This is a genomic window from Halopseudomonas sp. 4NH20-0008 (assembly GCF_057548395.1).
This window is the reverse complement of record NZ_BAAJMD010000002.1, coordinates 43612-63947: the sequence shown is the minus strand read 5'-3', so window position 1 is coordinate 63947 and position 20336 is coordinate 43612. Positions and strand designations below refer to the sequence as shown.

Here is a 20336-nt window from a genome sequence, read left to right as displayed (position 1 = left end):
CCTACGGGCTGAGGATGAGTTGGGTCATGGTCGGGCCACTGTTGATCAGCACCACGATATTGGCATTGGCCGGCAAGGTTTTATCCAGCTGGATCTCGATAGCGGCATCACCGGCGTCGTCGGTCATCACCACGCGCTGACTGAAGCGCACGGCTGTCTTGAGCTTATCTTCGTTGAAACTGGCGGCAACACCGGCCAACTGGCTGAGTTTGAGACTGGTTTCGATATCCAGATTGAACTCGATGCCGGCGCCACTGATCCGATCGCCAACGGTATTACTCAAGTTGACCTGGATATGACGCACCTCGGGCTTTTGCGCATCGGTCATGGCACGGGTCAGCAGCCGATTGGTTGGCAGGTTGTTGCTCGGCGGAATCGAGACCAGTCGCCCGCTGAAGGTACTGGTCAGCTCACTTGAGTTGTTGGATGGCTCGGCATTGGCCTTCAAGCTGGGTAATTTCAGGTGCATCAAAGGCAGTTTCTTGATTCTGGCACTGTTGACGCCCAGGTTTCTGCTCGGCTCGGATTCATTGCCCTGCTGGGTTGTTTCCATGGTCGCCTTGATGGTGAAATCCAGATAGGGCAGGTGGTAGCTGCTGCGTGGACGTCCATAGCTGTCGGTTGGCGGCATCTCATCGAGGACGGCCTGGGCGTCGCGCAGACCGCGCGCGAGCCCGAGTAGAACCTGCTCGATGGAGCTGGAAACGAATTGGCTGGATTTGCTCATGGTCAGTCAGTACTCAATTGGGGTCGTTGTGCGCGGCGTTCCTGGGCTCGCTCACGCTTCATCATGTCCTGGCGCTCGGCTTGTCGCTCGGCTCGGCGAGCCTCCAGACGCTGCTCTCGTAATTGTTCTCGCTGTTGCTCGCGTTGCTTGTCGCGGCGCTCGGCCAGCTCGTCAGTCGAACCCGAGGCAATACCCAGCATTTTCTTCATGCGCTGCTCATAGCGCTGGTCAAAGCTGTCCCGTGTCGTGGCGCGTTCAGTTCGGGTTGGCTGCATGGGGGCATCAAGACGTTCAGTAATCGGGTTGTCGAGTGGCCTGGCAAGGGGGGCCTGAATCGCTTGCTCGCGGTTATTGCGCAAGCGCTCCTGTGCCTTGTTGCGGGCATCACTGACGCGCTGATCAAGGCGCTGCATCAGGTCCTGCTTCTGCGCGAGAACGCCACGAGCGCGCTCAACCGCCTGACCCAGCTGACTGTCGCGGAGCTGTTGCCAGCCGTCACGGGCGGCCTGTCGAGGACGTTGATCAAGCGCCGCCAGCGGGTTGGCGGTGCGCTGCTCATGCTGGCGGGTCCAGCGCTCCAGCTCAGCGCGTCGTTCGACCATGCTGGCGACCGGGAAGCGTGGATCAGTGCCCGGCGCGGCAGCTGGTGCGCTGGCACCCAGAGACTGCATACGCGATTCCAATTCCCGGCGCTTTTCCAGCAATGACTGAAGTGCCGGCACCTGCTCGGCAACTTTGCCAAGGTCCGTCGGTACAGCAGCAGAGGCACTGTCACTGCCTGCCTGCTGCCGGGCCAGATCACGCCAGGTCTTGCGACTCATTCCTCACCTTCGATCATCTTGCGGATGCGCTCCTCGAGAATGGCCGGTGCCGGTACCGTGACCAGTTTGGTCCGCATGACAGAGCTACCCTCCGCTGAATACTGATACTTGCTGGCGAAGCTGGCGCTGACTGAACTGGCCGTGACCGAACCTGAAGCAAAGAAAGGCAAGCCCACACCCTTGGCACTGGCTTTGACCTGGCTGCGCTTGTAGGTCGAACTGCGTTCACTGCTCATGCTGATCGACATTTTCAACTCGATGACAGTATCGACGAACTGATAGAAGGTCGGCATGAAACCGAGCTCCAGCAGACTGTATGATTTGCCATTGCTGAACTCGACCTTGTATGGCTGGTCGCTGCCACCGTCTTCGTCCTCGTCGGTACCGCTGGCATAGCCTGCCATCATCCGCGCAATACGCAGTGACACCAGGTCCAGTTCCAGCTGTGCCTCGGCTATACCGACCCCGAGATTGCGCACCATCATCGGGAATGGTGCATTCAGTAGTTCAGTGCCTACAGACATGGTCTATCCTCCTGTTCAGGCTGTGGGCACTCAATTGTCGTCTTCTACTACCGGTTCAGCTGGCTGGCGACGGGCCGCGGCTTCTTCCATCATGGCGCGGATACGTTCTTCCAGAATCGGCGGTGGTGGTACCGGAGACAGTTTGGTGCGCAACAGGCTGGAGCCTTCCGCGGAATAGGAATACTTGGACGAATAGGTTGCATCGACCTGACTGGTGGCGACGGTCGAGGCGTTGCTGTTCTTGCCACCGAACACCTTGCCAAACAGCCCGCTGGTCTTGTTTCGGCTGCTGTTCCGGGTGTTCTTGTCACTCTTGGTCTTGGTGTACTCACGGGTACGGGTGATCTTGATGGCGATTTTTACTTCGATGATGGTATCGACGAAGTTGTAGAACACCGGGGCAAAGCCCAGCTCCAGCATCGACAGGCGTGTTGGGACTCGCACCATGCCGTCGGCATCCTTGTGCTTGACCGCTTCCTTGACCACCTTGGTATAGCCTTCATCGATGGCGGCAAGCGAGTTGGCTGAACTTTCAGTCATGTACTCATGGCCAAAGAAAATGCGGCTGTCATCAAAGGTAATGTTGCCGTCGTCATCATAGATGGTACGCAGACCGCCCATCATTTCCGCCACCTCAATCGAGGCTTCGTCCAGCTTGACCTGGGCTTCGGCGATGGCAAAGGCCATTTGCCGGATCATGTCCCCCATTGGGACGTTAAGTAGTTCCTGACCAATACTCATTGTGGTGCTCCTTTGACCTTAGTCATCCTGGTTTTGCAGGCCCTTGTCATGCAGCCGACGCAGTACTTCACTGAAAGCCTCCGGGGCGGGCAGCGAGACCAGCCGGGCGGCGATTGAACTGGTGCCCTCAGCGGACACCGAAAATTTTCGTGCGTAGGACACGTCAACGCTGGCCGCAACCATCACTACGCCGTAGTTGACCCGTGCCGTGACGCCGGCTGAAACCGAGGTCTCAGTGGTTTCCGACATGCTGAAAGACAGCTTGGCCTCCACGGTGGCTTCGGTGAAGGCATAGAAACTCGGAGCAAAACCCAGGGTCAGCAGATTGTAGGTCTGGCCGTTGAGCTCCACCGGGGTCTCAGCCATCTGTTTGGCGACCTCGACCGAGTTGGTGTCCAGCGCTGACTGGGCCTGGGAAATCGCCAAACCCAGCCGCTCAATGATCTGCGGCAACGGGGCGCTGACCAAAGAGCGGGTAACACTGACGGTTTCAGACACGGCTTAGTCCTCCAGGAAAGTGCGGATGGTGTCGAGAAATTCCGGCGGGGCCGGAATCGAGACCAGGCGTGCTGAAATTGACGAATTGCCGGTGACCTCCAGTTCGAACTTCTTGCTTTCATGCATGCTGAATGTCGCCCCCACGGCCACTGTGTGGTTGCCCGTGCGTTGGGTGGTCTCACGCTCTGCGGTGGTGCGTTCGAACTGTTGCGTGACAGTAATGCTTTCGCTGCTGCTGACCCGGACATCTCGGCTGGAGCGGGTTATAAGGCGTAGGCTGATTGGATCGGTTTTACGTGCCAGGTTACAGATGGCGCCCCCTGCCGAGGCCGCTATCTGGCTGCCGCTATCGGCATTGATGCTGTTCGCCAGGTTCTTGGCAAAGGCCTGTGGGCTGTTGGCGGCATGGCCATCCACCGCCGTACCGGATAAGCCCCAGCTGCGGCCTTCAGCGGTAACGCTCTTGCCATTGACACCCTCCAGTGTCTGCTCACCAAAGGTATGCACCCAGCCATTGGTGCTGGGCTCGGAGCCATCACGCCGATCCGGACTGACACCAGTGATGGTTTGGCCGTTGTTGGCGTCTACCCGAATCAGCTCGATATCCAGCAAAATCTCCACCCGTCGGTGGGCCTGGTCATAGGGCAGGCCCTCACGATTTTCCGGGTTGGCGGTGGTCTCGCCTTCGCCGGTGGCGGTGGTAATCTGACTGGCCTGCACGCCCATACGAATCATCTGGCGTTTGACTTCATTGGCGCGTCTTTCCGAGAGGTCCTGGTTGTAGCTGGTCGATGCCGGTGGATCAGCATGCCCGACAATCTTGAAGTGCAAGGTACTGCGGGCCAGCAACAGGGCAATTTCCTGCAGTTTGGGTAACTGGTCAGCGCGAATATTGGCACGGTCGATATCAAACAGAATATCCTCGAGCGGGTAGCCCGGCGGGTAGTGCCGAGCACCGAAACCGGCGTCTTCGAAGTGCGTGCGGACCTTGCGGGCGTAATTTCGGACACTGTTGGATTGCGATACCTCGACCGTGGTGTCGGGGTTGACGACAAAGCTGGTTGCCGAGTTGGCGGCGATCCGGATAAAACCGCTGGCATAACCAAAGGCCTTGAACGCCACGGCATTGGGTGTGCATTCAACCAGTGCCGGATTGGCATCGGTGGTCGGGTTGATCGGTGTCTCGGTACGGTCAAAGGCGACCGCATCAATGTCGGCGTTGCCGGCGAGCGCCTCGACCAGGTTGTTCAGACGTGCTTCCAGATCAGCACCGGTGACGCCAATACGGGCATTGTTGACTACCACCTCTCCGGCGGATTGTGAGGTGATCTGCAGGCTCGCTTCGCGCGTCCGGGTCTCGCTACTAGAACCACTCTCGCTGCTGGATGAGCTGTTCTCTGATGATTCCGTGTTGCCCAAGGTGCCGTTATAGGCCGCGTTCACGCCCAAATCCCAGCCGGTATTTTCTTCGACTTTCAGGCGCAGATTCATGGAGCAGGTGATGTCGGCATGCTGATAGTGGTAGAAGGCCGGACTGAAGCCCATTTCAATCAGCGTTTTGCCACCCAGGCCCGGAATCGGCGTAATAAAGCTGTCCAACTGTTCAATCGAGTTGGCGTCCAGTGCCTGCTGTGCCCTGGCGATACCCAAGCCGAGACTGGAAATGAACTCGGCAACACTGGCATCGGCCAGTACCTCGCCCGGTTTTAACCCATTGTATTGACTCATTTTCAGCTCCTGTCAGAGTGGCGAGGCCATCCCGGCGGCTTTCAGCCGTTCGGGGGGCAGGGCAATGGCGCGGGTCGGATCAACCAGCTCCTTGCGAACGATGTAATAACGGTGACGGCGTTGTGCTTCATCCAGTTGCCTGGCGCCGACGCTGAGGCCGCGCTTGATCCAGCCAAGCAGTTCGCTGGTCAGGGGAAGTGGGTGTTGGCCTGCTGTACTCAGGGCCTGCTCGAAGGCTGAGATAGCCTCTGCCTGGCGGCCCATGCGTAATAGAATGCTGGCACGACGCTGATGATTTTCTGCGCGATCACGGGCCACCACGGGTAACGGAGAATCAATACGCTGGTAGTGACTTTCGGCTTCGTCGCAGTAGCGCAATACCGCATCCAGTGAGCCGCTGCGTTCAAGGCTTTCCATGACACACTGGGTGTAATGCCGGAAAAACACTTCAGGTGCAGCGCTGCTGACGGCCATGCGCAGGGCTTCGCGATAATGCGCCAGGGCGGATTCATGCTGGCCTTTGAGCGCCAGCAGTTTGCCCTGCTCGGCAATGCCCAGATGCAGGCGGATACTGTTTTCAGTCGCGGCCATGGAGGCTGTCCTCGAAACGGTAGTCAGCATCAAGGCTATCGAGCCCGGATTGCAGCCAGCGCGGCAACAGTTCGCCGAACAAGAGAGCGGATTGCCAGGGTAGATTCAGGCGTTGCTCGCTGGCATCCAGCAGCCCGGCTGCCTGAAGCCATTGCCGACACAGGGCGGGTTGCGGGCAAGCGTCGATGATCAACTGACAGCAGCGCAGGCTGACCAGCTGTGCACGAACCGGCATACCGGCATCACTCCAGGCGCTCAAGCGTGCTTGCACCTGCTGGGCGCTGACGCCTTCTTCGACGACCACGGGCAGGTTGTCTATGACGCAGGGAATCAGGTCAACCGGGAGTCCAGCCAGGCTTGGCAACTGCTCGAGGCAGCTGTCCTCGGTAGTCTGCTCGAGAATAAGGTCATAGCGCATGAAGGCTTTATCGAGCAGGCGAAGACCACCGGCGGACTGATGCCGGCGCCACAGATACTGGCCTTGCTGATGGTCAAGTTCGGCTCCTGACAGCGTGCCTGCAGCGTCAGCATCGATACCCATGCGCTGCAGATCGCCCAGCAGGCTGTTCAGGCTGGTGCCCTGTTGACGATCGATAAACAGGCTGTAACGCGCCTGTTGCCGTGCCGAGCAAACCAGCTCCACAGGTAGATCATCGAGCAGGCGCCGCAAGGCGTCGGCCGTGGCTTGGCTTACATCGCCAAGAATGACTCCGGGGGGCGCCAGTAACATGTTCTGAACCGCGGCGGCCGGGCAACCGAGAAAGCGTGCGAGGCGCTCGCAGCAAGGGGCAAGGCAGACTGGGTCGTGCACGTACAGGGCAATATCCAGACTGCTGGATGTCCGCGGTGCCGGTCCCTGGCTGGGTTCGATACGAATAGCCAGGCCAGCCTGACTGAGTATCTCGGCCAGCCCTTGCGCGTGTGGCATGGGCAGCTTGTCTATCAGTACCGCAGGTGCCTTGTACAGGGCATTGGCCACCTGCGCAGGGGGCATGCCCAGCTGACTGGCGAGTACGCCGGCGAGTCCGGGGCTGGCGGAACCGATTGATTCGACGATCAGACGTTGATCGGCGCCTGGGTTGGCCTGGGTGGCTTCCTGCACACTGTTCTCCTGCTGCTCAGTCCGGTACGCGTCCGAAACCGAGCAGGTTGTTCATCCGTGAATAGACATAGTCAAAGACCCGAACCGGTGCCGGAAAAGGTCCCTTGTTGCCCTCAATGACGTACAGAATGCCGCCTTCACTGAGCTCAACAACCATACCGATATGGCCTGCATGTGGGTTGCCCGGGGCATCACGGGTCCAGACCACGATGTCACCGGGTCCGGGAAGCTGTCCCTTGCTCGGGTCAATCCGCCATCCCCGTCGGGTAAACTGGTTGAGGATGTCCCGCGCGCCCAGGCTGTAGTTGTAAGGACAGCCCTGAGGGTGCTGGCTGTAGCACCAGCTGACAAAGCCGGCGCACCAGGGCAGGGGCGGCTTGCCGTTGGGATGCAGATACTTTTTGACGAACTCGCCATTATTGTTGCTGCCGATCTCCCGGGCGCCGGCATCACGTTCGGCAAAAGCCACCTGCAGGGCCTGACGGCCGCGCTGGGAGCCGCCGGCAGGTAATGAGGTAACGCGTGTGGGAATAGGTTGTTCGGCGGGTTGCGGCGCAGGAATCTCGATATGGACCAGGCGCCAGGCGGTCAAGGGCCCGACCAGTCCATCTGCCGCAAGTGGCAGGCCGCGTTCATCCAGTTGAGAGGCTTGAAAACTGCGCACAGCGCGTTGCGTATCAAGATCAAACAGATCGCCTGCGGCCTTGGTCAGAAAACCCAGAGCATGCAATCTGGTGTTCAGATAACGCACCTGCTCACCCTGTGAGCCGCGTCTGAGCAGCGTTCGCCTGACGTGATCGAGGAAAGCTTGATCAGCCTTGTTTAATGCTTTGCCTTTCGCCATGACCCACACTCCATGTTGGGTACCGACGACTGCGATGCTTGGCAGCATCCTGACGATAAACTAGCTTGCAATACGATGGTTTGCGTAACGATAGCTCAGGACAAAAGACTGTCAATGCTGGCAAAGTGAATATTTTCTGTGCTGGCAAATTGATCCCATACTTTTTATGACCTATCAGTCTGCATGTTGGCTGTGGTTTGCTGGCAGTCTGCGCTAAGCTTGCAAGATGGGCAGCTAAAGAGATGTGATATGGCCAAGGTGACTATTCTGGTAGTAGACGATGCACCCTTTATCCGTGATCTGGTGAAGAAGGCGCTGCGCAGCCTGTTCCCTGGTCTGCAGATCGAAGAGGCTGTGAATGGTCGCAAAGCCCAGCAGTTGCTCAGTCGGCAGCGTTTTGACCTGATTCTGTGCGACTGGGAAATGCCGGAAATGAGCGGGCTGGAATTACTGCAGTGGTTCCGTACCCAGCCGGAATCGGCCAAGACACCCTTTATCATGGTGACCAGCCGGGGTGACAAGGAGAATGTCATCGAGGCCATCCAGTCGGGTGTCAGCGATTATATCCCTAAGCCCTTCACTAATGATCAGCTCAGTGCCAAGGTCAAGAAGGCCTTGCAGCGCACCGGCAAGCTTGAGCAGTTGATGGGTCGCCAGCCTCAGGCCAGCGGGCCGACGGCCCAGGATTCGATTGCCAACCTGATGGGTGGGCGTCCAGCCCAGGCGGCACCAGCCGCGCCCGTTGCCAAAACCTCAGCTCCCAGCGCCGCGCAGGCTTTCGCCAAACCAGCCGCGAGTGCGCCGCCAGCCGCTGCCAGTCAGTCGGTCAAGGGTCAGGCGCAATTGCGTCTGGCGGGCGAACAGTTCGCCTGCGTGATCAAGACCTTGAGTTTGCGCGATGCGCTGGTGGTTGTCCGACGTGGTGAGCGCCTGCCTCAGGTATTTGAAAGCGGGGTGCTGGATCTGGAGCAGGAAGGTGACAAGTCAGTCGCCCGCATCAACGCCTATGTACATGCTGTCGCAGCACTTGAGGCCAACGTCGATTGCGAGTGGCTGAAGGTGACGCTCAAGTTTGTCGATCAGGATCCGCAGAAACTGGATTACCTGTCACGTTTGATTGCGTCGGGTAGTGCCCAGCGACATTATTCCCCCGGTGCCTGACCTCAGACGGCTACGCGTTCGCTAGGAAAGTGACAGGTAAAACTGCTGCCCTTGCCCAGACTGCTGCTGATATCCAGCTTGCCCTGATGACGTAACAGCACGTGCTTGACGATGGCCAGTCCCAGCCCGGTGCCACCAGTATTGGTGCTGCGGCTGGAGTCGACCCGATAGAAGCGCTCGGTCAAGCGATTGATGTGCTGGGGCGCAATCCCGCTGCCATTGTCACTGACGCTCAGGTGAGCCCCACGCTCGTCCTGCCACCAGCGAATCTGGATATCACCACGCTCAGGTGTGTACTTCACCGCATTGAAAACCAGATTGGAGAAGGCGCTACGCAGCTCGGGATCTATCCCCAGCAGGCACAACCCCTCATCGGCTTCCAGGCTGATGCGATGATTGCGTTCAGCTGACAGGGCAATGGCGTCCTGCCGGATCCCCAGCAACAGGCGAGGTACATCGACCCGCTGGACTTCACTGACCTCATCCGTGGTTTCCAGCCGCGCCAGCATCAACAGATCGTTCAGCAGGCTTTGCATGCGCTTGGCCTGTTGTTGCATCTGTTGCAGGGCTCGCTTCCAGCGTGGACTCAGGGGTTCATCGCTGTCCTCCAGGGTTTCCAGATAGCCGACCACCACGGTCAACGGCGTACGCAGCTCATGGGATACGTTGGCAACGAAGTCCTTGCGCATCTGCTCGAGGTTGTGCAAACGGGTTGTATCGCGCGCCACCAGCAGGCGGTCGCCGTGGCCATAGTGGGTAATGCCATATTGCAACCAGGTGTTTTCGTCCACCGGCGAGGGGATATCCAGGGGTTCGCTGTAGTTGTCCTGCTCAAAGAAACTGACGAATCGCGGGTCGCGAATCAGATTGGTAACATGTTGGCCGCTGTCATCCGGGGCACGCAGACCAATCAGGCGTTCGGCGGCGTGGTTCCACCACTCCAGGCGCCCATCCTTGTCGATCATTACCACGGCGTCGCTGAGGGCGGCGGTCGAAGCCTGGATACGGTCTATGACCATCTGCAAGCGCGTACGCATGCGGTTGTCACGGCGTTGCAGGCGGTAAATGCTGTCAAAGATATCACCCCAGACACCTTTGGTTTCCGGCGGCGGTTCATCCGGATGAAGGGTTATCCAGTTGTGAAAACGCAGCATCTGGCGCAGGTTCCAGACCAGGTAAAGGCTCAGGCCCACTACCAGCGTCCAGGCCAGATAACCGCTCAGCAGTCCGATGATCAGACACAGCAGCAGAGTCCAGAGCAGACGCTTGAGCACGCCGCCCAGCCAATTGGTTCTCAATCCGTTTCTCCCGATTACCTGTGTCATACACTACGATATAGCTGTGCTGACGTCATGTCTGGAACGGATCAGGTCTTGGTCGAAAAGCGGTAGCCAGTACCACGCACGGTCTGAACCAGATGTTCGTACTGATTGCCCAGAGCCTTGCGCAGACGCCGGATATGCACATCCACAGTGCGCTCTTCGACGTAGACGTTACCGCCCCAGACCTGATCCAGCAACTGGCCACGTGTATAGGCGCGTTCCTGGTGGGTCATGAAGAACTGCAGCAAACGATATTCTGTGGGCCCCATGTCGGCGGGCCGATCATCGATCGTCACACGGTGACTGGCCGGATCCAGATGCAGGCCATCGATGGTGATGGGGGCCTCGTTATCGACCGGACCGGCGCGACGCAGCACAGCTTTCAGGCGTGCTACCAGCTCACGGGGTGAGAAAGGTTTGGTGATGTAGTCGTCTGCGCCGACTTCCAGGCCCTGGATCTTGTTATCTTCCTCACCTTTGGCGGTGAGCATGATGATCGGGATTTCAGCGGTCAGGTCGTTGCGCTTGAGCCGGCGTGCCAGCTCAATACCGGTGGTGCCGGGCAACATCCAGTCAAGCAGGATCAGATCGGGTTGGCGGTCGATAATGCAGGCATGCGCCTGTTGGGTATTTTCCGCTTCGATGCAGTCGTATCCAGCCATTTCCAGTGCGACGGCAATCATCTCGCGAATCGGTGCTTCGTCGTCGACAATTAATATGGTCTTGCCAGTCATTGGGTTACCGTCCGTTGCAGAACATTCTCTTGCGCCGATTAGATAACACTTTTATTGCAGTTGTGTGACGGCGGCTTTGCCAGAAGATGAATTCAATGCAGCCAGAAGTCCAATGCCAGTCCGGCAAACACCAAGAGGCCGGCCCAGTGATTCGATAGAAAGGCGCGCAGGCAGGCCTGGGCTTCCCGCTCACGGATCAACCATTGCTGCCAGGCAAAGCCCAGTAACATGCCGAGCAAGCCGAGATAATAATACAGACCCAGCTCAAAGCGGCTGCCCACCAGGAGCAGGCAAAACAGCGCAAGGCCCTGCAACACGCCTATGACAAGGCGGTCCGCATCGCCAAACAGAATGGCGGTGGATTTCACACCAATCATCAGGTCATCGTCCCGGTCACACATGGCGTACTGGGTATCGTAGGCCACAGTCCACAGCAGGTTGGCCAGATAGAGCAGCCACAGGGTCATGGGCAAACTGTTGCTCTGGGCGGCAAAGGCCATCGGAATAGCCCAGGAGAAAGCGGCGCCGAGTACCAGCTGTGGATAAAAGGTGAAGCGCTTGCAGAATGGGTAGATGGCTGCCAGCGCCAGGCCGACAAAAGCCAGCTGGATGGTCAGGCGGTTAGTCAGCAGTACCAGCAGGCCACTGATACCGACCAGAATGCCAAAGGTAATCAGTGCCTCGCGGCTGCTTATCCGACCGGTGGCCAGAGGGCGCTGTTTGGTGCGACTGACATGACCGTCGATAGCGCGGTCTGCATAATCGTTTATAACGCAGCCTGCCGCGCGCATGAGGAACACGCCGATGACAAAGATCACCAGAACGCGCAGGTCTGGCAGTCCTGCGGCAGCCAGCCACAAGGCCCAGAGCGTTGGCCAGAGCAGCAGCCAGGTGCCGATTGGCCGATCAAGGCGCATCAGCTGAATGAAGTCCAGGGCGCGTGGATGGAGTCGAGCGAACGTGCGAGTAATCAGACCGGACACAAGGTGCTCCCTATTGTCAGATTCAGCGGGTTGGCCAGCCGGCCAGAAAAACCTCACAGACCAGCAATTGCAGGGGGCCGTCGCTGAACAGTGAGCGTCTGGCCCAGCAGTCAGGCGTACGCCAGGCAACGGGCAACCAGGCAGCGGGGTAGCGGCTGATTTCCAGTTTGCCACGGGATACCCGCGGGTGGCTGAACAACTGCAGGCCCAAACTGCGAGTACCGACATTCTGCAGGTCTATCCCGTCATGTGCCAGCGAAGACAGTGGCGCCACGCTGCGGGCAAAGACGCGTGGGGCGCCAGCGGTATGCAGCAATACTTCGCGCACCCATACCGGCTCACCGACGTTCAAACCGAGCGCCTCAGCTTCGTCTGCCCTGGCCGGCTGACTACACTGGCTCAGTACCTCAACACGGAAGTCGTCCTTACCCGCAGCGGTCAGGCGCAGTGTCAGTGAGCCCTCGTCGGTCAGCCAGTCAAACAGGACACTATCGGGTTGTTCAGGGTGGAGCTCGGCGGGGTGCCAGTTGGGCTGCGTCACAGGCTGATCTGATTCGGTTAAATGGGAAGATGCAAGATTAGCATGTTTGCAAAGCATGTCGCTTGGCTGTGACGGCCTTGGCCTTGCAGGCCATTTCGGGTAGTGTCCTTGGCAGTCTTTTAACCGCTCTAGGGTGTCGACATGAAGAAGTGGCAGTGCGTGGTATGTGGCTATATCTATGACGAAGCAATGGGCTGGCCGGATGACGGTATTGCCGCCGGCACGCGCTGGGAAGATGTTCCCGGCGATTGGCAGTGCCCTGACTGCGGTGTGGGCAAGGAAGACTTTGAAATGATCGAGATCGGTTGAGCCGACGAGGGATTCAGCATGTCCGATTCAGCAGCATTGGTCATTGTCGGTACCGGTCTGGCCGGTTACAACCTGGCCCGGGAATTTCGCAAACTGGACAAGACACGGGAGCTGGTGCTGATCAGTGCCGATGACGGGCGGTTTTATTCCAAGCCAATGCTGTCGACCGGGTTTGCCAAGGGTAAAGGCGCTGAGCAGCTGGTCATGCAGGAAGCTGCCAGCATGGCCACAGAGCTGAATGCGCGGATTATTACCGACATCCGTATCGAGCGTATCGATCCGGTCAGTAAAACGCTGCATTGGCAGGGTGGCGATCAAGCCTACGGCGAGCTGGTTCTGGCCTGTGGAGCCCATGCCCGTGCCTTGCCCGGCGCAGAGGCACTGACGGATAGCCTGTTGTCGATAAACAACCTGCAGGATTACGCGCGTTTTCGCGCCCTGCTGGGTGAGCGCCAGCGCGTGCTGATCATTGGTGCCGGTTTAATAGGGTGCGAGTTTGCCAATGATCTGGCTGCCGCTGGCATTCAGGTTCAGGTGGTGGCGCCGGATGTGCAGGTGATGCCGGGGTTGTTGCCGGCGGCTGTGGCCACGGCGGTGCAAACAGGGTTGGAATCCCTGGGCGTGCGCTTTCATCTGGGTCGCACAGTGACCGAATTGAAGGCGACCAACGTGGGCCTCGAAGCGCTGCTGGATGACGGCCAGCGCCTGCAGGCCGATATCGGCCTGTCTGCCATTGGTCTGATTGCCAATACCCAGTTGGCGCAGACAGCCGGATTGGCCTGTGGCAGGGGCGTCCAGGTCGACAGGCAGCTACGTAGCTCAAACCCGCAGATATACGCCTTGGGCGACTGCGCGGAAGTGTCCGGCCTCAATCTCATGTACGTGATGCCTTTGATGGCCGCAGCACGGGCTCTGGCGCAGACCCTGGCAGGCAATCCAACGGAGCTGAACTACGGTCCGATGCCGGTCATGGTCAAGACTCCGGCCTGTCCGTTGGTGGTGTCGCCGCCGGTCACCAGTAGTGAGGGTGAGTGGCAAGTCAGTGGCAGTGGTACGGATATCAGTGCCCTGTTCCATGACGCGCAGGGCGTGCTGCACGGCTATGCCTTGAGTGGCAGCTGTGTGTCCGAGAAATTGCAGCTGAACCGGCAATTGCCACCCTGGTTGGCCTGATACGACTGACCATTCGTGCCTTTTGTCGGGAAAACAGTGACGGACCCCACAGCCAGCGGGCATTGGCACTGGCGCGTCGCGCAGACTCGTGCCATGCTGGTTTCGCTGCAAAGGCCAGCCCAGAGAGCTCAGGATGGCTAGAGGAGTCGCTGCTAGGAAGCAGTGAGTGAACAACAAAAACAACAGAACGAGGTTTTTATGCGTAAACCGGATCTCGCAGCGGCTATCGCCGACAAGGCTGACCTGACAAAAGACCAGGCAAACCGCGTGCTTAACGCCATTCTCGATGAAATTACCCAGGCCTTGAGTCGCAAGGACACCGTTACTCTGGTAGGTTTTGGGACCTTCCTGCAGCGCCATCGTGGCGCGCGTACCGGCAAGAACCCACAGACCGGTGCACCGGTCAACATCAAGGCTAGCAACACTGTATCCTTCAAGCCTGGCAAAAGTCTGAAAGAATCAGTCAACTGAGTCAGTTTTGACGTAAGCCCGGCGCAGCCTGAGGCTGTCCGGGCTTCGTATCCCCGCCATCCATTTCCTGATTACTCGGCCTGAAAGTTGTGCACCAGCAACTTCAGCGCATCCCGTGCATCCAGAACCTTGTGCAATACCTTGACGGCATCTGCTTCGCTCAATTGCAGCCGTTGCAACAGACTGTCCGGAATCGGCATGAGCGGACCACTGCCAATACCTTCCTGACGCAGCAGAGCCAGAGACAGATAGACCAGATTGGCGTAGGTGCTGTCTGGACCCGCGTACTCGGCATCGTGTTGATAACGTATGGCTGTAGCGATCTCGCTGGGCATGTCCCAGAAGCGCATCAGCCAGCTACCGATCTGATCACGGGTTACACCCAGCAGATGTTGGTCGATCAGGTGTGCCGGTACATGTGGGTTGGCCTCCTGATGACGGCAAATGGTCTTGAAGTAGGGCGGAAAGATATAGGCCAGTACCAGGTAGCCAAAGTTATGCAGCAGGCCGGCCAGATAATTCAGGCCCAGCTCCGGGCGTATCGTTTTCGGCATGGCCTTTGCCAGGCCTTCAATCACCGCAGCGGTATAAATGGCCTGCTCGCGGTAAGGGGTGGTGTCCTCGGGCGAGTCCTTGGGCAAGGTAAAGGTTTTGCCCAGTGCCAGACCTACGGCCAGATTGATCACCAGATCAAAACCCAGTACGCGGCCGATGGCATCTTCTACTGAGCGAATTCGCCCTGGCGCAGCGTAAAACGGAGAGGAGGCCCAACTGACCACCTGAGCGGCCAGGCTGGGGTCGGTTTCCACCACATCGGCCAGGTCGTCGACCGTAGCGTCCGGATTGACCCGCAGCTTCATGACCTTTTGTGCAGTAACCGGCATGGGTGGGATTTCGATGGTTTCTTCCAGTCGCTGGCGCATGCGTAGAGCAGTGAAATTGCTGACGGCGCGGGTCAGGTCATCGCTGTCCTGCGCCGGGTCAAGGGGCAAGTTGCCGAGACTGTCTAGGGGTACGGCAAAACGCGCAGCGCTGGCTTTGGCCAGCAGGGTGCGTACATCGTTTTGGCCAAGCTCCAGACTCCAGCCAGCCAGCCCACTTTCAAGCCACAGGCTCGGCTGCTCGAGCAGGCTGTGCTCAAATACGCAAGGGGAGCTGAACAGGATCGGTAGCCCAGGCAGGTGATTCAGCTGATGTTTGCTGAGGATACGTTGCAACTGGCTGGCGCGCACTGGCTCCAGTTCACGGCCAAGCAGGCTGCCCAGGGCTTTCAAGTCGAGCAGGTGATCCTTGGGCAGCAATACCAGTACGGTGCCCAGGGTGTCGCACAGCAGGCAGGGCTGAACCTGGCAGGTATCGGCGCCGGCCAGTCGGGTTGGGCGCAGTTGATAACTGATATTTTGTTGTTGCAGCAGTTTTTCGATCAGGTGTGGCAAGGTGGCGCTGGCGTCCTCATGGAGGGCAAGGGTATTCATGGATAGCTTCCTTGTGCTTGACCGTGTTGCCTGGGCCTGAATGATATCAGCCCAGTGAGCATCTGCCTGAATAGTAGCACGGGGTCGGGCAGGGCGCTGTGCCGTCAGACCTGGGCGAACTGCTGTCCGTCGGCCAGCCAGCGGTCAATCAGGCGTTGGCTGTTGTGCGGATGGCTGACCTGCAGTTGTCTGGCGGCCAGTTGAACGCGCGGCAACAGGTCGGCATCACGCACCAGATCAGCAATGCGAAACTGCACCAGACCGGTTTGACGGGTGCCCAGTACTTCACCCGGACCGCGCAATTGCAGATCCTTTTCCGCGATCACAAAGCCATCGCTGCTTTCGCGCATGATGCTCAAGCGTTCACGGCCAAGGTGGGACAGCGGGTTGTGATAAAGCAAGACGCAGTGGCTGGCGGTGCTGCCACGACCTACACGCCCGCGCAATTGATGCAATTGGGCCAGGCCAAGGCGCTCGGGGTTTTCGATGATCATCAGGCTGGCATTGGGCACATCAACGCCGACTTCGATCACCGTGGTGGCGACCAGCAGATGCAAATCGCCGTTCTTGAAGGCGGCCATGATCTCGCCTTTCTCGCTGGCTTTCATGCGCCCGTGAATCAGCCCGATCGACAACTCCGGCAGGCTTTCACAGAGCGCCTGCCAGGTAACCTCGGCGGCTTGTGCCTGCAGCTGTTCGGATTCCTCGATCAGGGTACAGACCCAGTAAGCCTGGCGGCCCTCGGCGCAGCCGGCACGAACCCGTTCGATAACTTCGTCGCGGCGCCCATCGGCCACCAGTACGGTGTTGACCGGCGTGCGCCCGGGTGGCAGCTCATCCAGCACCGAGGTGTCCAGATCGGCGTAGGCGCTCATGGCCAGGGTGCGGGGTATGGGGGTGGCGGTCATGATCAACTGGTGGGGTGAAAAGCGTCCCGCGGCACCCTTGTCCCGCAGGGACAGGCGCTGTTGCACGCCAAAGCGGTGTTGCTCATCAATGATCGCCAGCCCGAGGTTGTGAAAGCGGACCTCGTCCTGAAACAGCGCATGGGTACCGACCACCATGGCCGCCTCACCCGTGGCAATCATCTGCAACTGGTTGTGCCGCGCCTTGCCCTTCAGTTTGCCGGCCAGCCAGGCGACGGAAATACCCAGTGGCGCCAGCCAGCGACTGAAATTGGCATGGTGCTGCTCGGCCAGTATCTCGGTCGGAGCCATCAGCGCCACCTGCCAACCAGCTTCCAGAGCCTGCAAGGCAGCCATCGCAGCGACCAGCGTCTTGCCCGAGCCCACGTCGCCCTGTACCAGCCTGAGCATGGGTTGGCGTTGCTGCAGATCATGGCTGATGTCGGCCCCGACGCGCTGTTGAGCGCCGGTCAGTGCAAAGGGCAGGTGTTTCAGAAAGGCTGTGGCCAATTCGGTACTCGGCGGCATGGCCGGGGCTTCCCGGCTGCGGATCTGCGCGCGCAGTCGCAACATGGCCAATTGATGGGCTAGCAATTCCTCAAAGGCCAGACGGTGTTGTGCCCAGTGCCGGCCTTCCTCGAGCGCCTGCAGGTCTATCGAAGGTGGCGGCCGATGCAACAGCTGAATGGCGTCCTGCAGGGACGCCTGCTCAAGGTCATCGAGCAGCTCGGTGGGCAAGAGCTCGGGCAGGCTATTGCCCTGTGCCAGCCAGGCCAGTGCGGCCTCGCTGAGGCTGCGCAGACGCTGCTGGGAAAGCCCTTCGGTGCTGGGGTAGATGGGCGTCAGGGTCTCGTTGACCGGCAGAGGCGTGCTGCTGTCGAGGTTCTGCAGCTCGGGATGGTAGATCTCCAGGCCTGAAGCGCCAGGTCGCACTTCGCCGTAACAGCGCCACTGGCTGCCGCGCTGCAAGTTGGCCTTGAGCGCAGCAGAAAAGTAGTAGAAGCGCAGGCTTAGCGTGCCGGTGCCATCCTGAATCTTGCACAACAGGCTGCGGCGTCGGCCCATGACCACATCGGCGCCGAGCAGGCTGCCTTCAATGACCGCATCCATGCCGGGGCGCAGGGCGCCGATCGGCATCACCCGAGTGCGGTCCTGGTAGCGCAGGGGCAAGTGAAACAGCACATCTTCAACCGAGCGCAGACCGAGTTTACCAAGCTTGTCCGCCAGCGCGGGGCCTATGCCCTTGAGCACTGTCAGCGGTGTGCTGTCCTGCCTGCTCGACATGGGGGTTGATCAGCTCCGTGGGGATGGCTGGCTGACCGAGCACAGACGGATCGAGTCGCTAAGCATTTCAATCGCTTTGGGCCGAGGGAAACTGGCGCGCCAGGCAATGGCGACGGTACGGTAGGGTACCGGCGCCTTGAATGACTTGGTGACCAGCAGATCGGAGCTGTAATAACGATCATCAGCGGCGGACATGGGCAGCACCGTCATGCCAATGCCGGAGGCAACCATATGCCGAATGGTTTCCAGCGAGCTGGATTCAATGGTGGTCTGACGTGCCTGCTCGTCACTCTTGCGCAGACTGGGGCAGGCTTCCAGCACCTGATCGCGAAAGCAATGGCCTTCGCCGAGCAGCAGCAGCTTGTTGTCGTCCAGTTCATCCAGGCTGATGGTGTCGCGCTTGGCCCAGGCGTGATTGGCTGGGATCAGTAAACTGAACGGCTCGTCATACAGGGGTTTGGTCAAGACATCCGGTTCGTTGAATGGCAGCGCGATAATGATCGCATCCAGGTCACCGTTGCGCAGCTTGTCGCGCAGCACGTGGGTAAAGTTTTCTTCGATATACAGTGGCATCTCGGGTGCAACGTTGTGCAGTTGCGGTACCAGATGAGGAAACAGATAGGGGCCGATGGTATAGATGGCACCGACCTTGAGTGGGGCGGACAGCTGGTTCTTGCCGGCGGTGGCCAGCTCCCGGATAGTCAGAGCTTCTTCCAGCACGCGCTGCGCCTGGGCAACAATGCGTTCGCCAATCGGTGTTACCCGCACGGCGCTCTTGCTGCGCTCGAAAATCATCACGCCCAGTTCGTCTTCGAGTTTCTTGACACCAACGCTCAGGGTCGGCTGCGACACATGGCAACGTTCCGCAGCATGGCCAAAATGCTGTTCCTGGGCCAGGGTCACGATGTAGCGCAGTTCGGTCAGGGTCATGGCGTATACTGCTCTTGTGTTAGATTTCCCCAAGCATAACGGGTTGATCAATAGAGGAAAACAATGAAACAGGTACTAATTGCCGGTTGTGGTGACCTGGGCACGGCTCTGGGCGAACGGTTGGCGCAGCGTGGCTGGCAGGTAACCGGTCTGCGGCGTGATCCTTCCGGGCTGCCAGAGGGTATTCAGCCGCTGGCGGCGGACCTGCTGCAGGAGCAAAAGCCTGAGGGTCTGCCGAGCCGAGTCCATTATCTGGTGTATTGTCCCGCCGCCGGCAAGCGCGATGCGCAGCTGTATCAACAGCTCTATGTTGAAGGCTTGCAGCGCTTGGTCGGCTGGTTGGGCGAGAATGCCAAACCGCTGCGCTTCCTGTTGCAGGTCTCGAGTACCGGTGTCTATGCGCAACAGGACGGCGAATGGGTAACGGAAAACAGCCCGGCGCTGGCCGACAGCGATACGGCCAAGGCATTGATTCGTGCCGAGGACGTGGCTTTGCGCAGCGGTGTGCCGGCGTCTGTCGTGCGTCTGGCGGGTATATACGGCCCCGGGCGCAATCGCCTGATTGAACAGGTCAAAGCCGGGGTTTGGGTGCCGCCCGAACCGGAACAGTTCAGTAACCGTATTCACCGTGACGATGCGGCGGCGCTGCTGGAGCATCTGCTGGTGCTGGCCGATGAAGATGAACTGCTGGCGCCCTGTTATCTCGGCGTGGACGACGAACCGGCAGCGCTGCATGAGGTCTGCAGCTGGCTGGCCGAACAGCTGGGCACCCGGCTCGACCCGCAAGCCAAACCCCTTGGCCGTACCGGCAGCAAACGCTGCAGCAATGCGCTGGCGCGGGAAAGCGGTTGGGAGCCGGTGTATTCGGGGTATCGGGAGGGCTATAGCGCACTGATTGGAAAGAATGCGTAAAAGCGGTTTTTAGCTGGAAGCTGGAAGCGTGAAGTGGTCCGTGTGATGGCGGGTTTTACGCGTTCAAGCATAGACATTTCTGGTTGACATGGCTGAATGCGGCCCCAGACTTTTCCAGCTTCCAGCTTCCAGCTTCCAGCTTCCAGCTTCCAGCTTCCAGCTTCCAGCTTCCAGCTTTAGCCCACCACCATCACCCCATCCATTTCCACCGGTACACCCTTGGGCAGCGCGGCGACGCCGATGGCGGCGCGGGCCGGGTAGGGTTGGGTGAAATAGCGGGCCATGACTTCGTTGACCAGGGCAAAGTGGCCCAGGTCGGTGAGGAAGATATTCAGTTTGACGATATCCTGCAGGGTGCCGCCGGCGGCCTCGGCCACCGCGCCGAGGTTGTCAAAGACCTGGCAGATCTGCTTCTCGATGCCCTCAACCACTTGCATGCTGGCCGGGTCCAGCGGAATCTGCCCGGACAGGTAGACGGTATTGCCGACCTTGACGGCCTGGGAATAGGTGCCGATGGCGGCCGGTGCACGGTCGCTTGTGATTACTTGCTTGTTCATGTC

The 20336-nt window shown here is 59.3% G+C and carries 22 protein-coding genes; 5 read left to right on the top strand and 17 right to left on the bottom strand.

Annotated features, from left to right (window positions below; genetic code table 11):
* Window position 1: 1 nt before the first annotated feature.
* From AC27HQ_RS02485 to AC27HQ_RS02445, 9 genes are read right to left on the bottom strand one after another with little or no spacing between them, the layout of a single operon-like run.
* Complete coding sequence (locus tag AC27HQ_RS02485; RefSeq protein ID WP_487154613.1) at window positions 2–727, bottom strand: hypothetical protein; 726 nt, start codon at window positions 725–727, stop codon at window positions 2–4.
* A gap of 2 nt (window positions 728–729) precedes the next feature.
* Window positions 730–1548: a hypothetical protein gene (locus AC27HQ_RS02480; RefSeq protein WP_487154272.1), complete on the bottom strand. Its 819-nt coding sequence runs from the start codon at window positions 1546–1548 to the stop codon at window positions 730–732.
* Window positions 1545–2072 carry a hypothetical protein gene (locus AC27HQ_RS02475; RefSeq protein WP_487154271.1) on the bottom strand — a complete coding sequence of 176 codons (528 nt, stop codon included), beginning with the start codon at window positions 2070–2072 and terminating at the stop codon, window positions 1545–1547. Before AC27HQ_RS02475 ends, AC27HQ_RS02480 begins: the two co-directional genes overlap by 4 nt.
* Window positions 2073–2102: 30 nt before the next feature.
* Complete coding sequence (locus tag AC27HQ_RS02470) at window positions 2103–2813, bottom strand: hypothetical protein (protein WP_487154270.1); 711 nt, start codon at window positions 2811–2813, stop codon at window positions 2103–2105.
* A gap of 18 nt (window positions 2814–2831) precedes the next feature.
* Complete coding sequence (locus AC27HQ_RS02465; protein ID WP_487154269.1) at window positions 2832–3311, bottom strand: hypothetical protein; 480 nt, start codon at window positions 3309–3311, stop codon at window positions 2832–2834.
* A 3-nt stretch (window positions 3312–3314) separates the two neighbouring features.
* Window positions 3315–5039, bottom strand: coding sequence for an OmpA family protein (locus AC27HQ_RS02460; RefSeq protein WP_487154267.1), 1725 nt, complete (start codon window positions 5037–5039; stop codon window positions 3315–3317).
* A 12-nt stretch (window positions 5040–5051) separates the two neighbouring features.
* A complete protein-coding gene (locus AC27HQ_RS02455) occupies window positions 5052–5630 on the bottom strand; it encodes a hypothetical protein (protein ID WP_487154265.1) in 579 nt (192 codons plus the stop codon).
* Window positions 5617–6732 (bottom strand): hypothetical protein, encoded by a 1116-nt coding sequence (locus tag AC27HQ_RS02450; RefSeq protein ID WP_487154264.1) that lies wholly within the window; start codon window positions 6730–6732, stop codon window positions 5617–5619. Before AC27HQ_RS02450 ends, AC27HQ_RS02455 begins: the two co-directional genes overlap by 14 nt.
* 16 nt (window positions 6733–6748) lie before the next feature.
* Window positions 6749–7576 (bottom strand): NlpC/P60 family protein, encoded by an 828-nt coding sequence (locus AC27HQ_RS02445; protein ID WP_487154263.1) that lies wholly within the window; start codon window positions 7574–7576, stop codon window positions 6749–6751.
* Window positions 7577–7825: 249 nt separating this feature from the next.
* Here AC27HQ_RS02445 and AC27HQ_RS02440 point away from each other — a divergent pair, with 249 nt between their 5' ends.
* Window positions 7826–8737 carry a response regulator gene (locus AC27HQ_RS02440; protein ID WP_487154262.1) on the top strand — a complete coding sequence of 304 codons (912 nt, stop codon included), beginning with the start codon at window positions 7826–7828 and terminating at the stop codon, window positions 8735–8737.
* A gap of 2 nt (window positions 8738–8739) precedes the next feature.
* On the opposite strand, the gene phoR is transcribed toward AC27HQ_RS02440, so the two are convergent.
* The 4 genes from phoR to AC27HQ_RS02420 all read right to left on the bottom strand — a co-directional run bounded on the left by phoR (window position 8740) and on the right by AC27HQ_RS02420 (window position 12317).
* A complete protein-coding gene (gene phoR / locus AC27HQ_RS02435; protein WP_487154260.1) occupies window positions 8740–10035 on the bottom strand; it encodes a phosphate regulon sensor histidine kinase PhoR in 1296 nt (431 codons plus the stop codon).
* A 68-nt stretch (window positions 10036–10103) separates the two neighbouring features.
* Window positions 10104–10793, bottom strand: a complete 690-nt coding sequence (gene phoB / locus AC27HQ_RS02430; protein ID WP_487154259.1) for a phosphate regulon transcriptional regulator PhoB — start codon at window positions 10791–10793, stop codon at window positions 10104–10106.
* Between the two features lie 92 nt (window positions 10794–10885).
* Window positions 10886–11776 (bottom strand): 4-hydroxybenzoate octaprenyltransferase, encoded by an 891-nt coding sequence (gene ubiA, locus AC27HQ_RS02425; protein ID WP_487154257.1) that lies wholly within the window; start codon window positions 11774–11776, stop codon window positions 10886–10888.
* Window positions 11777–11798: 22 nt separating this feature from the next.
* On the bottom strand, window positions 11799–12317 hold the full coding sequence (locus tag AC27HQ_RS02420; protein ID WP_487154256.1) for a chorismate--pyruvate lyase family protein: 519 nt from the start codon (window positions 12315–12317) through the stop codon (window positions 11799–11801).
* Between the two features lie 141 nt (window positions 12318–12458).
* On the opposite strand from AC27HQ_RS02420, the gene AC27HQ_RS02415 reads away from it, so the two are divergent.
* From AC27HQ_RS02415 to AC27HQ_RS02405, 3 genes are all read left to right on the top strand, one after another.
* Window positions 12459–12626: a rubredoxin gene (locus AC27HQ_RS02415; RefSeq protein ID WP_487154255.1), complete on the top strand. Its 168-nt coding sequence runs from the start codon at window positions 12459–12461 to the stop codon at window positions 12624–12626.
* Window positions 12627–12644: 18 nt separating this feature from the next.
* A complete protein-coding gene (locus tag AC27HQ_RS02410) occupies window positions 12645–13799 on the top strand; it encodes an NAD(P)/FAD-dependent oxidoreductase (RefSeq protein WP_487154253.1) in 1155 nt (384 codons plus the stop codon).
* 198 nt (window positions 13800–13997) lie between these two features.
* Window positions 13998–14270 (top strand): HU family DNA-binding protein, encoded by a 273-nt coding sequence (locus tag AC27HQ_RS02405; protein WP_487154252.1) that lies wholly within the window; start codon window positions 13998–14000, stop codon window positions 14268–14270.
* A gap of 71 nt (window positions 14271–14341) precedes the next feature.
* Here the strand turns inward: AC27HQ_RS02405 and AC27HQ_RS02400 are convergent, their stop codons facing one another.
* The 3 genes from AC27HQ_RS02400 to AC27HQ_RS02390 form a co-directional block, all read right to left on the bottom strand.
* Window positions 14342–15745 carry an HDOD domain-containing protein gene (locus tag AC27HQ_RS02400; protein ID WP_487154251.1) on the bottom strand — a complete coding sequence of 468 codons (1404 nt, stop codon included), beginning with the start codon at window positions 15743–15745 and terminating at the stop codon, window positions 14342–14344.
* Window positions 15746–15849: 104 nt separating this feature from the next.
* Window positions 15850–17934 (bottom strand): ATP-dependent DNA helicase RecG, encoded by a 2085-nt coding sequence (recG, locus tag AC27HQ_RS02395; protein ID WP_487154250.1) that lies wholly within the window; start codon window positions 17932–17934, stop codon window positions 15850–15852.
* 9 nt (window positions 17935–17943) lie between these two features.
* Window positions 17944–18864: a hydrogen peroxide-inducible genes activator gene (locus tag AC27HQ_RS02390; RefSeq protein WP_487154249.1), complete on the bottom strand. Its 921-nt coding sequence runs from the start codon at window positions 18862–18864 to the stop codon at window positions 17944–17946.
* A 63-nt stretch (window positions 18865–18927) separates the two neighbouring features.
* Here AC27HQ_RS02390 and AC27HQ_RS02385 point away from each other — a divergent pair, with 63 nt between their 5' ends.
* A complete protein-coding gene (locus tag AC27HQ_RS02385; protein ID WP_487154248.1) occupies window positions 18928–19776 on the top strand; it encodes an SDR family oxidoreductase in 849 nt (282 codons plus the stop codon).
* A gap of 176 nt (window positions 19777–19952) precedes the next feature.
* On the opposite strand, the gene AC27HQ_RS02380 is transcribed toward AC27HQ_RS02385, so the two are convergent.
* Window positions 19953–20333, bottom strand: a complete 381-nt coding sequence (locus AC27HQ_RS02380; protein WP_487154247.1) for a RidA family protein — start codon at window positions 20331–20333, stop codon at window positions 19953–19955.
* Window positions 20334–20336 lie beyond the last annotated feature (3 nt).